Source organism: Polymorphospora sp. NPDC051019, assembly GCF_040683055.1.
Taxonomy (GTDB): Bacteria; Actinomycetota; Actinomycetes; order Mycobacteriales; family Micromonosporaceae; genus Polymorphospora; species Polymorphospora lycopeni.
In genome coordinates, this window is record NZ_JBFBCH010000028.1 from 45,006 (window position 1) to 57,775 (window position 12,770).

The 12,770-nt window shown below is 68.4% G+C and carries 13 protein-coding genes, 2 pseudogenes and 1 riboswitch; of the genes and pseudogenes, 9 read left to right on the forward strand and 6 right to left on the reverse strand.

Translation table 11 applies throughout. From position 1 onward, the window contains the following. Nucleotides 1-42: 42 nt before the first annotated feature. A complete protein-coding gene (locus tag AB0M79_RS32380; RefSeq protein WP_364221272.1) occupies nt 43-642 on the reverse strand; it encodes a TetR family transcriptional regulator C-terminal domain-containing protein in 600 nt (199 codons plus the stop codon). A 96-nt stretch (nt 643-738) separates the two neighbouring features. Here AB0M79_RS32380 and AB0M79_RS32385 point away from each other — a divergent pair, with 96 nt between their 5' ends. Further along, nucleotides 739-2,229, forward strand: a complete 1,491-nt coding sequence (locus tag AB0M79_RS32385) for a carboxylesterase family protein (protein WP_364221275.1) — start codon at nt 739-741, stop codon at nt 2,227-2,229. A 263-nt stretch (nt 2,230-2,492) separates the two neighbouring features. On the opposite strand, the gene AB0M79_RS32390 is transcribed toward AB0M79_RS32385, so the two are convergent. Then, nucleotides 2,493-3,137 carry a TetR/AcrR family transcriptional regulator gene (locus tag AB0M79_RS32390; RefSeq protein ID WP_364221278.1) on the reverse strand — a complete coding sequence of 215 codons (645 nt, stop codon included), beginning with the start codon at nt 3,135-3,137 and terminating at the stop codon, nt 2,493-2,495. 145 nt (nt 3,138-3,282) lie between these two features. Between AB0M79_RS32390 and AB0M79_RS32395 the strand changes: the two genes are divergently transcribed. The 4 genes and pseudogenes from AB0M79_RS32395 (at nt 3,283) to AB0M79_RS32410 (ending at nt 6,021) form a co-directional block, all read left to right on the forward strand. Beyond that, on the forward strand, nt 3,283-4,062 hold the full coding sequence (locus AB0M79_RS32395) for a glucose 1-dehydrogenase (protein WP_364221280.1): 780 nt from the start codon (nt 3,283-3,285) through the stop codon (nt 4,060-4,062). Continuing rightward, nucleotides 4,059-4,535: a nitroreductase/quinone reductase family protein gene (locus AB0M79_RS32400; protein ID WP_364221283.1), complete on the forward strand. Its 477-nt coding sequence runs from the start codon at nt 4,059-4,061 to the stop codon at nt 4,533-4,535. Before AB0M79_RS32395 ends, AB0M79_RS32400 begins: the two co-directional genes overlap by 4 nt. A 244-nt stretch (nt 4,536-4,779) precedes the next feature. Beyond that, nucleotides 4,780-5,064, forward strand: a pseudogene (locus AB0M79_RS32405) (transposase); the annotation flags it as partial. A gap of 155 nt (nt 5,065-5,219) precedes the next feature. After that, nucleotides 5,220-5,368: riboswitch (cobalamin riboswitch) on the forward strand. Nucleotides 5,369-5,511: 143 nt separating this feature from the next. Beyond that, nucleotides 5,512-6,021: an acyl-CoA thioesterase gene (locus tag AB0M79_RS32410; protein WP_364221286.1), complete on the forward strand. Its 510-nt coding sequence runs from the start codon at nt 5,512-5,514 to the stop codon at nt 6,019-6,021. A 48-nt stretch (nt 6,022-6,069) separates the two neighbouring features. Here the strand turns inward: AB0M79_RS32410 and AB0M79_RS32415 are convergent, their stop codons facing one another. Further along, nucleotides 6,070-6,414 carry an FAD-dependent monooxygenase gene (locus AB0M79_RS32415; RefSeq protein ID WP_364221289.1) on the reverse strand — a complete coding sequence of 115 codons (345 nt, stop codon included), beginning with the start codon at nt 6,412-6,414 and terminating at the stop codon, nt 6,070-6,072. A gap of 470 nt (nt 6,415-6,884) precedes the next feature. Between AB0M79_RS32415 and AB0M79_RS32420 the strand changes: the two genes are divergently transcribed. Next, nucleotides 6,885-7,346 carry a restriction endonuclease gene (locus AB0M79_RS32420; RefSeq protein ID WP_364221370.1) on the forward strand — a complete coding sequence of 154 codons (462 nt, stop codon included), beginning with the start codon at nt 6,885-6,887 and terminating at the stop codon, nt 7,344-7,346. Nucleotides 7,347-7,931: 585 nt separating this feature from the next. Here the strand turns inward: AB0M79_RS32420 and AB0M79_RS32425 are convergent. From AB0M79_RS32425 to AB0M79_RS32435, 3 genes and pseudogenes are all read right to left on the reverse strand, one after another. Next, entirely contained in the window at nt 7,932-8,264 is a 333-nt protein-coding gene (locus tag AB0M79_RS32425) for a hypothetical protein (protein WP_364221292.1), read from the reverse strand. 193 nt (nt 8,265-8,457) lie between these two features. Then, a pseudogene (locus tag AB0M79_RS32430) lies at nt 8,458-8,571 on the reverse strand (IS3 family transposase); the annotation flags it as partial. A gap of 133 nt (nt 8,572-8,704) precedes the next feature. Then, the gene (locus AB0M79_RS32435; protein WP_364221295.1) at nt 8,705-10,195 is read right to left on the reverse strand and encodes an MFS transporter; all 1,491 of its coding nucleotides are present in this window, start codon (nt 10,193-10,195) and stop codon (nt 8,705-8,707) included. A 183-nt stretch (nt 10,196-10,378) separates the two neighbouring features. On the opposite strand from AB0M79_RS32435, the gene AB0M79_RS32440 reads away from it, so the two are divergent. The 3 genes from AB0M79_RS32440 (at nt 10,379) to AB0M79_RS32450 (ending at nt 12,769) form a co-directional block, all read left to right on the forward strand. Next, on the forward strand, nt 10,379-10,978 hold the full coding sequence (locus AB0M79_RS32440) for a TetR/AcrR family transcriptional regulator (protein WP_364221298.1): 600 nt from the start codon (nt 10,379-10,381) through the stop codon (nt 10,976-10,978). A 139-nt stretch (nt 10,979-11,117) separates the two neighbouring features. Next, entirely contained in the window at nt 11,118-11,972 is an 855-nt protein-coding gene (locus AB0M79_RS32445; RefSeq protein WP_364221301.1) for an enoyl-CoA hydratase/isomerase family protein, read from the forward strand. Between the two features lie 5 nt (nt 11,973-11,977). Then, complete coding sequence (locus tag AB0M79_RS32450; protein WP_364221304.1) at nt 11,978-12,769, forward strand: alpha/beta fold hydrolase; 792 nt, start codon at nt 11,978-11,980, stop codon at nt 12,767-12,769. Nucleotide 12,770 lies beyond the last annotated feature (1 nt).

Here is a 12,770-nt window from a genome sequence, read left to right on the forward strand (position 1 = left end):
CCGGCGACGACCGACACACCTGCCCCCGTGTCCGGGGGCAGGTCATGTGCTCCTGAACAGCCGGTCCAGATGTACGTCGATCGCGGCGAGCGCGTCCTGGGGCCCGATCACGTCGAGTTCGATCAGGGAGGTGAAGCCGGTGAGGGCGAGGAGCAGGTTGGTCTCGGTCGCCGGGTCGCGGCCGGAGTCGATGTGCCCGTCGGCGATCGCCTGGCGGACCAACTGCTCGACGAGGGCCCGCCCTTGGACGAGGCCGCGGCGCGCCTGCTCGTGCACGGCCTCGTCGTGCAGCGCCTCCAGGGCGTAGGCGGCGCTCATCCGGCTGGTCGCGCGGGCGTCGGCGTGCAGGGGGAGCATTTCCGCGAGCGTCAGTCGCAGCACGTCACGGGGGTGCGGACGGTCACCGAGCTTTTCGAGCCCGTGGTGTACGCGCGCCGAGGTCTGCTCGGACGCGAAGTCCATGGCGAAGGAGAGCATGGCGGTCCGGGAGGCGAAGTAGTGCTGCAGCTGCCCGAGTGACATGCCCGCCTCCTGCGCGACCACGCGCATCGTCAGCTGTGTGACGCCGCGCTGCTCCACCACCCGCCACAGTGCGCGGGCGATCGCTTCGCGGCGTCCGCGGTGGTCCACCTGTTTCGGCATCGCCGGCCCCTCCCTCGTACCCGGGACTGTTCCAATACAGTTGACATAATACAACTGACCCATAATCCTGGGTTCCACTCGAGGGAAGGAATCGTCATGTGCGAACAGCCAAGGGTACGGACCACGGAAGGCGTGGTGCAGGGGCGCCGGCGGCAGGGGCACGCGGTGTTCCGCGGCATCCCCTACGCCCAGCCCCCGGTCGGAGCGCTCCGATTCGCCGCGCCCGCGCCGCCGCACCGCTGGGAGGGGACGAGGCAGGCGGTCGAGTTCGGCCCCGTGGTGCCGCTGTCCCTGCCGATCGACGTGCCGCCGCAGGGCACCGACTGGCTGACGCTCGACGTCGGCACTCCGGATCCCGGCGCGGCGGGACTGCCGGTGCTGGTGTGGATCCCCGTGGGCGGCTACCTCTCGGCGGCGTCGAGCGACCCGATGTACGACCCGGCAGCGCTGGCCGAGGCGGGAGTCGTCGTGGTGACCATCAACTGCCGCGTGGGCGCGGAGGGATTCGCGTTCCTCGACGACGTGCCGCCCAACCGCGGATTCCTCGACCAGATCGCGGCGCTGGAGTGGGTGCAGCGCAACATCGCCGCCTTCGGAGGCGACCCCGGCCGGGTCACCGTGGGCGGGGTGTCCGCCGGGGCGGGCTCGGTCGCCGCCCTGCTGACGATGAAGTCCGCGCGCGGCCTGTTCCGGTGGGCCATCGCCCATTCGGTGCCGGGGCTGCACAGCACCCCCGCGCTGGCACGGCAGGTCACCGCCGCGTTCGCGGACCGGCTCGGCGCGGCGGCCCCCACCGCCGAGGCCCTGCGCGACATCGACCCATGGCACCTGGCCGCCGCGCTCACCTCCTTCAACGCCGGCCTCCACGCGCACCGGGAGAGCTGGGGACGCCTCACGGAGACTGGCACCGCGCTGTGCCCCGTCGTCGACGGCGAGGTCCTCCCGGAAACGCCCTGGCCCGCGCTGACCGGCGCGCGCGCGAGCGGGACCGAACTGCTCGTCGGCCACACCCGGGACGAATTCCGGTACTTCAGCGTCATGAGCGGACGGTACGGCACCTTCGCCGAGGAGGACGCCCACGCAGCCCTGGAACTGCACGCCCCGCAGCCGGACGGCGCGCGGGCCTACCGTGCCGCGTTCCCGCAGGCAGGCCCGGAGGAGTTGGTGGAGACGGTGTACTCCGACGCCCTCTTCCGCATGCCGTCACAGAAGCTGGCCGAGGCGAACGCCGCAGCCGGCGGCACCTCATACCTGTTCGAACTGTGCTGGGTTGCCCCGGCCCTCGGCGGCATCCTGGGCGCCTGCCACAGCCTCGACGTGCCCCTGGCGTTCGGCACGCTGGACAGCCCCGTCGGCACCCAGCTCATCGGCGGGGAGCCCACTCCCGAGGCCGTCGCGCTCTCCCGCGAACTCCAGGAGGCATGGGTCCGCTTCGTCACCACCGGCGACGCGGGCTGGTCCGCTCACCGGCCCGGCGGGCACCTCACCCGCGTCCTGGACACCGAGTCGAAGACCCTGCCCTACCCCGAACAGGCATCCCGCCAGATCTGGGAAGGCCACTTCCCCGCCCCCTTCGATCTCTCGTAATTGTCCGGGTCGGCTCCTACGACTGCGACGCCGCCACTCACCTGCCCATCGGGGACAGCGCGAACTGACGTACAGCCCGCATCCACGATGTGATCACCACCGCGCGATGGGCGGACTTGGAACTGCTGGCTGACAAGGCTGATCGAGGTGGTCAACACATCGACACTCCCTCCTTCGGTGTCCGCCCCGGGATGCCCCGCGAACGCCCTTGGTGCCGACGGCCTCGATTGTTTAGGCATCAGCTCCTTTGGTGGCGGCGGGACTCAGTCGTTGGTGGACGCCCCTGGTCCAGTCGCGGCGTACCGGGCGGCGATGGTGCGGACGGCCTCGTCGACTACCTGCGCGACGCGTTCGGCGCTCACCTCCCAGCCCGGCACCAGGAGTGTTGGCCAGAAGACGTAGTTGGAGATCATGCCCAGGAACTGGGTGGCTGCGAGGTTTACGTCCTCGACCCGCACCGTTCCCGCCTCGTGCTCAGCCAGGAGGTAGCTGCGTACGGACTCGAAGTAGGGCATCTTCCCGTGCGAGAACTGCGCATGGGCCAGCTCCGGGAACCGCGGCAGCTCGGCGATGACGATCCGGAACAGGTCGGTCATCTGGGGCCGGCTCAACAGCTCGGCGTAACGGCGACCGATGGCGCCGAGCCCGTCGACGACGTCGCCTGCCGGCGGAGGATCCTCCTCGTCAGCGGTTGACCAGGACTCGGTGACGATGGCGTCGAACAGGGCAGCCTTGCTCGGAAACTGCTTGAACAAAGTGGCCCGCGAGACACCCGAGCGCTCTGCGATCCGCGCCAGCGATGTCCGGTCGTATCCCAACTCGAGGAACAGTGCGGTCGCGGCGGTCACGATCAGCGCGCGCTTCTCCTGGGCGACGCGCTGGTGGTACGTCGGTACGACCCTGCTCATGGACTGAGCATACGAGGTGAGTGGCTTGACTCGCCACTGCCGCCAACCTAGTGTCGAGGCAGTGGTGAGTCGCTTGGCTCGCCATCGGCCGGCCGTTCATCGCCGATGATCCCGGTCAGCCACCCACGCACCGAAGGAACATCGGATGAACCGCTTCGACAACCAGACCGTGCTCGTGACCGGTGGGACCGGTGGCCAGGGATCGAGCCACGTACGCGCCTTTCACGCGGAGGGAGCGAACGTGGTGATCGGCGACATCGACACCGAACGCGGCGCCGCTCTCGCCGACGAGCTCGGGACCCGCGCTCACTTCACCCGCCTCGACGTCACCGACGAGAGTTCGTGGTCCGCTGCTGTGCTAACCGCCGAGAGCGCCTTCGGCGCCCTGAACGTGCTCGTCAACAACGCGGGCGTCCAGAACCCGCCGGCGCCGATTGAGAACACGGACCAGGCCACGTGGTCGCGCATCCTCGACATCAACCTCACAGGGACCTTCCTCGGCATCAAGGTCGCCGCCCCCGCTCTGCGCCGCGCGACAGGGGGAGCCATCGTCAACATCGCCTCGACGATGGGCCTGGGCGGCACGGCGCACTACGCGCCGTACGTCGCCAGCAAGTGGGCCGTGCGAGGCCTTACCCGAACGGCAGCGCTCGAACTCGGCCGGGACCACATCCGCGTCAACACCATCCACCCCGGCGTGATCGCGACCCCCTTCATCCAAGAACCAGCAGCCGGCGCCACCGCGGCAATCGCCGACTTCTACTCACCCGAGCCGTTCGCCATCCCCCGACTTGGAGAGCCGACCGACGTCACCCGGCTTCTCCTGTTCCTCACGTCATCAGACGCGTCGTTCATCACGGGGTCGGAGTACGTCATCGACGGTGGACTCCTCCTCGGGCCCGCCCTTCAGACCGAGACCGCATGAGCAGTCCAGACACGACCGGATGGAACGACTCCGCACGTGACGCGTCTCTGTCGCACCTGCCCGATCACATCCGGCGAGCCATCGAGATCACACCCGCCGCAGGCACCAGCGAACGGATCATCGACATCACGACGCTGGGGCGCCGCACCGGCCGGCCACGCCGCATCGAGATCTTCTTCTACCGAGCTGCGGGCACCACCTACCTGTGTAGCGGCGCCGGCGGTGCCGCGACCGACTGGCACGCGAACCTTCTCGCCAATCCCAACTTCACCTTCCACCTCAAGAACGGGATCCGCGCAGATCTGCCCGCACGGGCCACGCCTGTCACCGACCCAGCTGAACGTCAGGCCGTGCTGGCGGAGATCGTCGCCGATCTCAACCAGCCCCACGACCCCGGCACCATCCGGCCGACTCGGCTCGAAGACTGGGCTGACAGTCGGCTGATGCGCATCAGCTTCCGCCATCGGCCGTGATCGCGGATCCCTCGACAGATGACCTACTCCCAGGCGCTGGGGTGTAGTCGCGGCCAGAGCAGCTCTTCGCCAGATGAGGGTGTAGCTGGCGCGGCGGTCCCAGATGGATGTCGAGGTTTCCAGAGGGAAAGGCTCCTACACGCTCATCCTGAAAGAACCGCCACGTGCCCGACGCTACCGTCGGCGACCGCTCGCACGCGTTCGCCCACCCCGATCTAACGACCTTCTGCAGACTCGACGAACTCGTGGCCGCGTGTTGATGACCGCGCTGATCGACTCGGTCAGCGCCGGCGTCCCGGCCGTGCTGAGCGAGGTCATCACGCTGGGCCGGACGTTGAAGAAGCGTGCCGACGACGTGCCGGCCTACTTCGACCGGCCCGGCACATCCAACGGCCCGACCGAGGCGATCAACGGACGGCTCGAACACCTCCGCGGCTCCGCGCTCGGATTCCGCAACATCACCAACTACATCGCCAGGTCCCTGCTCGAGACCGGCGGCTGCAGGCCACGACTACACCCTGGTCTGTGAAGAGCCGGTAACCGGCGGAACCTGTCGGGTCTACGACACGTACTGGCACCCGGCCTCGCTCTTTCCCGGTGTGCCCGGCGCCACGGCACACCGGCCCGTACCTGGTTATGCTCGCCCGTGGCGCTGGTGCGCCCGTCCCACCGGGGCGGGCGTCGTAAGAGGGAACCCGGTGCGAGACCGGGACTGCCCCGCAGCGGTGAGTGGGAACGAACGCCGTCAACAGAGCACTGGACCGCAACGGTCCGGGAAGCGACGGCCGGTAGGAGACCGGTACCCCCGGTCGTGCCCGCGAGTCCGAAGACCTGCCCGCGCCGCGCACACGGTCGGCGTGTGCGCTGCCGACGGCCTCGCGGGTGGGCCGGACGCGCGTCCCGCCACGGCCCCTGGCAGCGGTGGCGTTCGCCGTCCCGTCCGTGACGCCACCTTTCTGGAACGGACGAGACAGCGATGACACCACCGGGGCGACCGCCGTCGGCGTCGCAACTGACCCTGTCGCAGATCATGGACCAGCACCACACCAACCTGATGGGTACGGTGCACGGCGGACGCATCCTCAACCTCATCGACTCCGTCGCCGGGGTCGTCGCCGCCCGGCACTCCGACGGCCCCGCGGTCACCGCCGCCATGGACGAGACCGTCTTCCTGCAGGCCGTACGCGTCGGTGACGTCGTGCACGTACAGGCCAGGATCACCTGGGCCGGGCGCAGCTCGATGGAGGTCGCGGTCAAGGTCACCGCGGACCGGTGGGACCGCGCGGTCCCGGCCACCACCGTCGCCACGTCACACCTCGTCATGGTCGCCGTCGACGACAACGGCAAACCACGAACGGTGCCGGCGCTGCTCCCCGAGACGCCCGGCGACCACCAAGCGTTCCGGCAGGCCGAGATCCGGCGACGGCACCGACTCGCCCTACGCGACGCCCTCGCCGGCCACGGCCCGGACCAGGTGGCCGTCTGATCCCGTCACCGCGATCACAGGTACGTGATCAGCGGCCCGGCAGCCGGTTCAGGACGACCTCCGGGGCGATGTCGGGTGTGTGTGCCGGCTCCGCCAGCCGACATGTCCGTCCGGCCGGACGGAAACGACCCCGAATGCCGTCACGTCGAACACGCTGGTGAACGAGTTGTCCGGGCCGCGGAGCACGTCGGGACCGACCGGGTGTGCGCAGCGGCATCCGTCGTTCGGCGGCGACCGCGGCTGCCTTGTCGGCCCAGGCCGCCCTGGCCGGTGTGGCGAGCAGGGTCGGCCTCGGCCCGAGCAGGTCGAGGGTGGAGACCCGCCGGCCCAGCCGTGGTGGACGGCGGCGAGTTTCCAGGCGAGGTTGTCGGCGTCGGCGATGCCGCAGTTCATGCCGTACCCGGCCCGTCGGGGCGCGGACGGCCGTGTAGACGATCGTGGCCGCGTCGGGCGGCCGTCGACATGCTCATCATCGACCGTGCGACCCTGCGGTCGGCTTCGATTGAAATGTCGTACCCCGCATCTACAGTGATCACTCGCTGTTCACTGACAGCCAGTGTTGGCTCAGGCTTGGGGAGGTCGTGGGCATGGCCCGACGTCAGCGCCGTACTCGTCGCAAGTACTCAGGTGAAATGCTGTTGCTCACCGGCATGTTGCTGCTTGTGCTGGTCTGGTTGGTGATCGAGTTCGTCGAGCGGCACCCGGTCCTTGCCGCCCTTCTTGCTTTTGTAGTGGTCGCTGGCGCGGGCTTCTGGCTGTGGACGCGTGTACAGCGGGCACGGCGATTGGCGGACTGGGAACGCAATATCGCCGTCACGGACTCGATGACCGGTCCTCAGTTCGAGCGGTATGTTGCACGGCTGATGCGCGTGAGCGGGTTCCGCGAGGTCAGCGTGTGCGGCGGCGCCAATGACATGGGAGCCGACGTGATCGCCTACACGCCCGATGGGCGGCGGGTAGTCGTGCAGTGCAAGCGATACAAGGGCAAACTGGGTAGCCCGGATGTGCAGCGCTTTGCCGGCACCGCTCGTGACGTCCACAGAGCGGACGTGGCGTTGCTGGTGACGACAGGGACGCCGACGCGGCCGGCGCGGGAGGTTGCACGACACTGCCGAATCACGTTGGTGGACCGACCCATGTTGACGGAATGGGCCGCCACGCAGGTCGCGCCGATCCCCAGCTTGGGCGCTCCCGCCACCACACGGCCACCTGCGCCACCAGCAAGCCCAGGACTCCTTCGCCAGCCCTCGCCAACCCCCTCGGGGGGAAGTCCCTGTCCGCCTCCCACATACAACGAGATGTTGGAGGCGGACACGTCCGGGTAGCCGGAGAACGGCGCCGTCGGCCGGATGGCACCGTCACCTGTCAAAGGCACGGGCACGTTACCAGCCGACGTCCCCATGGAGTCAACCGTCGTCTCCCCAACTCGACCTGTGGCTGCGTCTGGCAGAGGTCCTCGACGTCGATCCGGAGTACTTCGCCGACACCGACGCCGAACGGGTCGGCGCCGACGTACGCACCGCGCTGGCCGACGAGGCAGCGGCGTGCGAGGCCAGCGGCGTGACAGTCGACCCCGCGGAGGTCACCGAACTCGTGCGTGACTACCCGGCCGCCGCACGCACCCTGGTCGCACTGGACCAGCGCTACCAGACGCCGCTGGCCGCGTTGCCGCACTCGCCGACCCCACCGACTTCCCGCCCGGTCTCGGCGAACCGCACGACGCCGTGCGGACTTCTTCTACGAGCACGACAACTACTTCGACCGACTGGACGCCGCCGCCGAGCTGCGGGCGCGTGCCGTGCGTCTGTATCGCGAGTTGACGGTGGGTCCGCAGCGATCAGCCGGCTGCGGTCGCTGGTGTCCATGCCCAAAGGCGCGGCTTTTCGTGGCTTGGTGGCGGTGTCGGCGTATCAGCCGGGCCGAGGCGGACATTCCAGGACTACGATCGAGTTTCCGGCGAATAGCTGCAGGTGCGGATGCCCAGCGAAGATCTGAACTGCCTCGTCGTGCGAGTCCGCCTCCACAATGGTGTAGCCGGTCATGGCGTCGGTAAGGTCCTCGACCCCTTGCGCCGTGATCAGCTTCTTCGCGTTCAATGGAGCGCCGGGGTCGATGAGAGCTTTCTCGTTGGCCTGCGCCCATGACGCCCAGGCGTGGATGAACTCACTTTGGCGCTGTTCGGTGAGTTCGGCCTTGCCGACCTCATCAGCCGCGCCGTTGAAGAGTGCAAGAAATCGACCCATCCCAACATGATATCTGGCGGCCTGCTCATGCTGCCGAGCCGTGATCACGCTGCCCGGCTGGAGTACAAGCGCGGCCAGCTGACGCAACAAGGATCCGTAGCCGCGAGCATCACCGCCAGTAGGTAGGGTGACCTGCTGAAATGCGCCCGATGCGAGGGCAGGGTGCGGTAGCTTCGCTGTGTTGGGGTAGCTGGACCTCCAACTGCTTACACACCTCCGGCACGGCGGCGCCGTGGCCGATCAGCTTCTCGCCCTCGCGCAGCTTGCGGATGATCTGCTCCGGCGTGTGTCGTCGTCGGGTACCCATCGTGATGATTCCTCCTGGCCCCATCCTGGGCATCGGGCTCTCACAACAGGTTGATCACTTTACGGGGACCCAGTCACAACGTCCCGGCGTCCTACGGGTTCCCCTGTCCGCTTCATGACATCGGCGGCGCGGCTCAGGCCACGGGCACCCGCCGGGCGCGACCCGCGATCCATGCGGCCACGACCGTGGCTACAGCGAAGGCGACGAGCATCACGACGACGTAAAGGTTGACGCCCGCCGACGAGGGTGCGGAGCTGCCGGTGATCGCGGTGGCGCTCAGCACGCTTCCACCGACAATGTTCAGCACGACCGCGCCGACGCCCAGCATTACCTGCACGAGGGCGGCGACGACGCCCTGCTTTTCCTCGCTCACGAGCGTCGTCGAGAGGTTGAAGCCCGAGGTCACCACCGCGCCTGTGGTGAATCCGAGGAGACCGGCGCAGATGACGGCGGGCACGAACGATGCGGTCGAGAACAGGAGGCCGAGGGCCGAGATCGTGCCGATGAGCACGCCGCCGACGAGCGTGCGCGCGGGGCCGATGTGACCTCCCAGCCATCCCGCGAGTACTCCGCCGGTCGCGGCACCGAGCGCCGGCGCCGCGAACAGGAGGCCGAGCGTACCGCTCTCACCCGCGAGACCGTAGCCGAGGCCGTTGGCCGGCGACGTCTGGCCGATGATGCCCATCAGCTGCAGAAGTGCCTGGTAGGCGCCGGCGCCGAGCATCACGACGAGCAGTGTCGCGATCACGGGGCGCGTCAGCATGCGCAGATCGACGGCAGGCTCGGGGATCCGCAGTGCCGTGAACGCCCATGCCACCAGCAGCACGGCGCCCAGGACGAGAAGGAGGATCAGTCCGATGTTCGTCCAGCCCACGGCGGGGCCGAGACTGATATAGGAGAGTGCTCCGGCGAGACCGAGTCCGAGCAGGAGGGTGCCCGCGACGTCGACACGACCACGTGCGTGCACGGGCGACTCGGGGAGGAACATGCGCACGGCGGCCGCGGCCACGAGTGCGAGCGCGGCGGACAGCACGAACACCGCGCGGAAGTCGAACGCCTCGACCACCGCTTCGAAGAGGAAGGGGGACGCGATCCCAAGGATCGCCGACCCCGAGGTGACGATGCCGACCGAGGTCATACCCACGCGGGCGGGAAAGACCTGGCGGATGTACACGACAGTGATGAACACCGAGCCCACGGCGGCTCCCTGAATGACCCGGCCGAGCAGGAAGATTCCCACGTTGGGCGCGACGAGGCACACGAGTGCGCCGACGCCGCCCACGAGGAGTGCGAGCACCAGCACGCGACGTTTGCCGTAGACGTCAGCGCTCTTGCCCAGGAGCGGCGCCCACATCGCGCCGGCGAGGATCGCGCTGGCGTTGAGCCAGGCGCTCTGGTCGGTGCCGAAGAACTCCGCCATCTGTGGCAGCACGAGCAGCGGCGCGACTATGACGGTGTCGACGAGCGTGTTCGCGACGATGAGGATCGCGACCCACCACACGATCCGGGCGCTCCATCGACCGTCGTCTCGGGCCGGGAACTGATGGGTGCCCGCGGTTGTTTGAGTCATTGTCCACTTCCAGGAGTCGGGTACGACGCCTTCTGCGCCGAAGATTTCGGTCATTGTTGTGTGCAGTAGTTCCGGTGCGTCGAAGATGCAGGAACTGGGCACTCATCACCTACGTGGCGCAGTAATCCTTACTCTCACCCAAAAGCGCGAGCGAAAAGGCAATTGTTGGCTGCGGGTTTTCGGAAGCCGTCGCGCGACGGATAAGGTCGGGAGGCGTCGAACGGAGGGCCAGGGCGCATGGCTGGGGACGGATCACGGGCGCGTCGCCCCGGCGGGCGAACGCGTCAGGTCACCGAACGGCTGTCGGCTGCAGCGCTCGACATCCTCGCCGAGAAGGGCGTCGACGGACTGCAGTACGAAGAGCTCGCCGCCCGCGCAAAGGTCGGACGCGCGACGGTCTACCGACGGTGGCCGAACCGAGACGATCTCCTGCGCGACGTGCTCGCCCGGTTCGCCGAGGCGTCGGTGCCGATCGCCGACACCGGCGACGTCGTCCACGACCTCACGACATTCCTGCATGCGTTCGCGGAGGCCTCTGCCACGCCGACGGGTCGTGCAGTCCTGCAGATCCTCCTCCGACGCGTCGACGAGGGAGACGGGCTGCACCGCATGGGGCTCGAACTCCTCGATCGTCGCACCGACGACCTGCAGCGGCGCCTCGACCGGGCAACCGAGGCCGAGCAGCTACCGCCCGTCGAGGCGCCTTTCGTCAACATGATGCTCGCGGGCCCCGTGCAATGGTTCGTCCTGCGCCGGTCGCGCCCCTTCACGCTCACCGACGCACGCGAGATCGTCGAACTCGTCGTAGCCGGATTGTGGCGGGATCACCGCGACTGAGCCTCGTAATCTTCGTCGACCGACCAGTCAGCGTCCATTCCCTGCGATGTTCGTCCGGAGGCGCACGGTCGCTCCTCTTAGAGAGATAAGTTGTCCCATTAGCGGGCGGGAACGGCTCGCTCCGACGAAGGGACTCACCATGGTGGACACGTCGAGCTTCGGATGGGACGGCCACGTGGCCCCCACGCCCCTCGAGGAGTACTCCCGGCGCTACGCCGACTTTTTCGAGATGCGCCGAGAGGACGGCATCCTCGAACTACGCCTGCACACCGACGGCGGACCGTACGTGCACAACTGGGCCGCCCACAACGCTTGGAACCGCGTATGGCAGGACGTGGGGAACGACCCCGAGAACCACGTGCTTATCATCACGGGCACGGGAGAGACCTGGTTCCGGGGCGACCCGCGACAGACCTGGCCCAAGCCGCTCGTCGAAGAGACGCCGGACTACATCTTCCAGCAGACGATCGACGCGTGGAAGCTGATCGAGAACTTCGTCAACAACATCGACATCCCCACCATCGCGGCGGTGAACGGGCCCGGGATCCACACCGAGTTCGCGCTCATGTGCGACGTGACGCTCGCGGCAGAGGACGCCGACTTCATGGACCCCCACTTCATGGTCGGTACGGCACCAGGTGACGGTCTCGCACTCGCGCTGCAGCACCTCATGGGCACGAAGCGCGCCGCGTACGCCATCTACGGCGGGACATCGATTCCCGCACGGAAGGCGCTCGAGTACGGGCTCGTCAGCGACGTGCTGCCCCGTGAGGAACTTGTACCCAAGGCATGGCAGCTCGCGCGCGACATCATGAAGCGCCCTCGGTTCGCGCGCTGGGCGACGCACAACATCCTCAACCGCCCGTGGCGCAAGCTCGTCGCCGAGGACTTCGGCTTCCACTTCTCGCAGCAATCGCTCGCCACGGTGGCGTCGAAGGCGCTCATTCCCGACCCCGACCTGGTCGCCGACGCCCGCCAGCGCAAGGTCTGGTAACGCGGATGACGGGAGGCGAAGCGTCGCGTGTCTCCACCGGCGACGGAGTGACATCATTCCGCGTCGAGGGCGCCGGGCCTCCCCTCGTCCTCGTTCACGGGCTGCAGGTGGGGCAGGAGCTCTTCGCCGAACTGCGGCCGCACCTCGTGTCCGCTTTCACCGTGATCACGTATGACCAGCGGGATCGGGGCGAAACCGTCTTCGCGCCGGTGCCCTACACGACCGACGATCTGGCCGATGATCTCGCCGCGCTGATCACGGCGCTCGGATTCTCGCGCGCGCACGTTCTGGGAACGTCGTTCGGCGGGATGGTGGCGCAAGTCTTCGCGCTGCGTCATCCCCACCTTCTCGACGCTCTCGTGCTCGGCGCGACCTCGCAGGCCCCGTTCCGACCCGAACGGCTTGCGGGCCCCGTGGCGGGGCTTCTGGGCGCGCTCGAGGCCGGCGACGGCGAGAAAGCCCGTGCTCTCCTCGCGCGGATGGCGCCAACGGTCGCCTCCGCCACGGGGGATGGCGGCCTCCAAAGCGAGCCCGCCCGCAACGACGCGCTCATGCGTCGCTTCACGGCGACGCGTGCCTTCGACACCCGCGGGCGTCTGGCTGCGATCGTTGCGAGAACCCTTGTCGTGCACGGACGCGACGATGCGATGGTGCCGATCCAGGATGCGCTGTCGATGGCGGGGGAGATCGCACACGCCGATGTCCTCGTGCTCGCGGGGGCCGGTCACGCGTGGGAGAACGACCAGCCCGCGCGCGCTGCCAGCGCGATCGCCGCGTTCCTGGCGGACACGGGGTGAC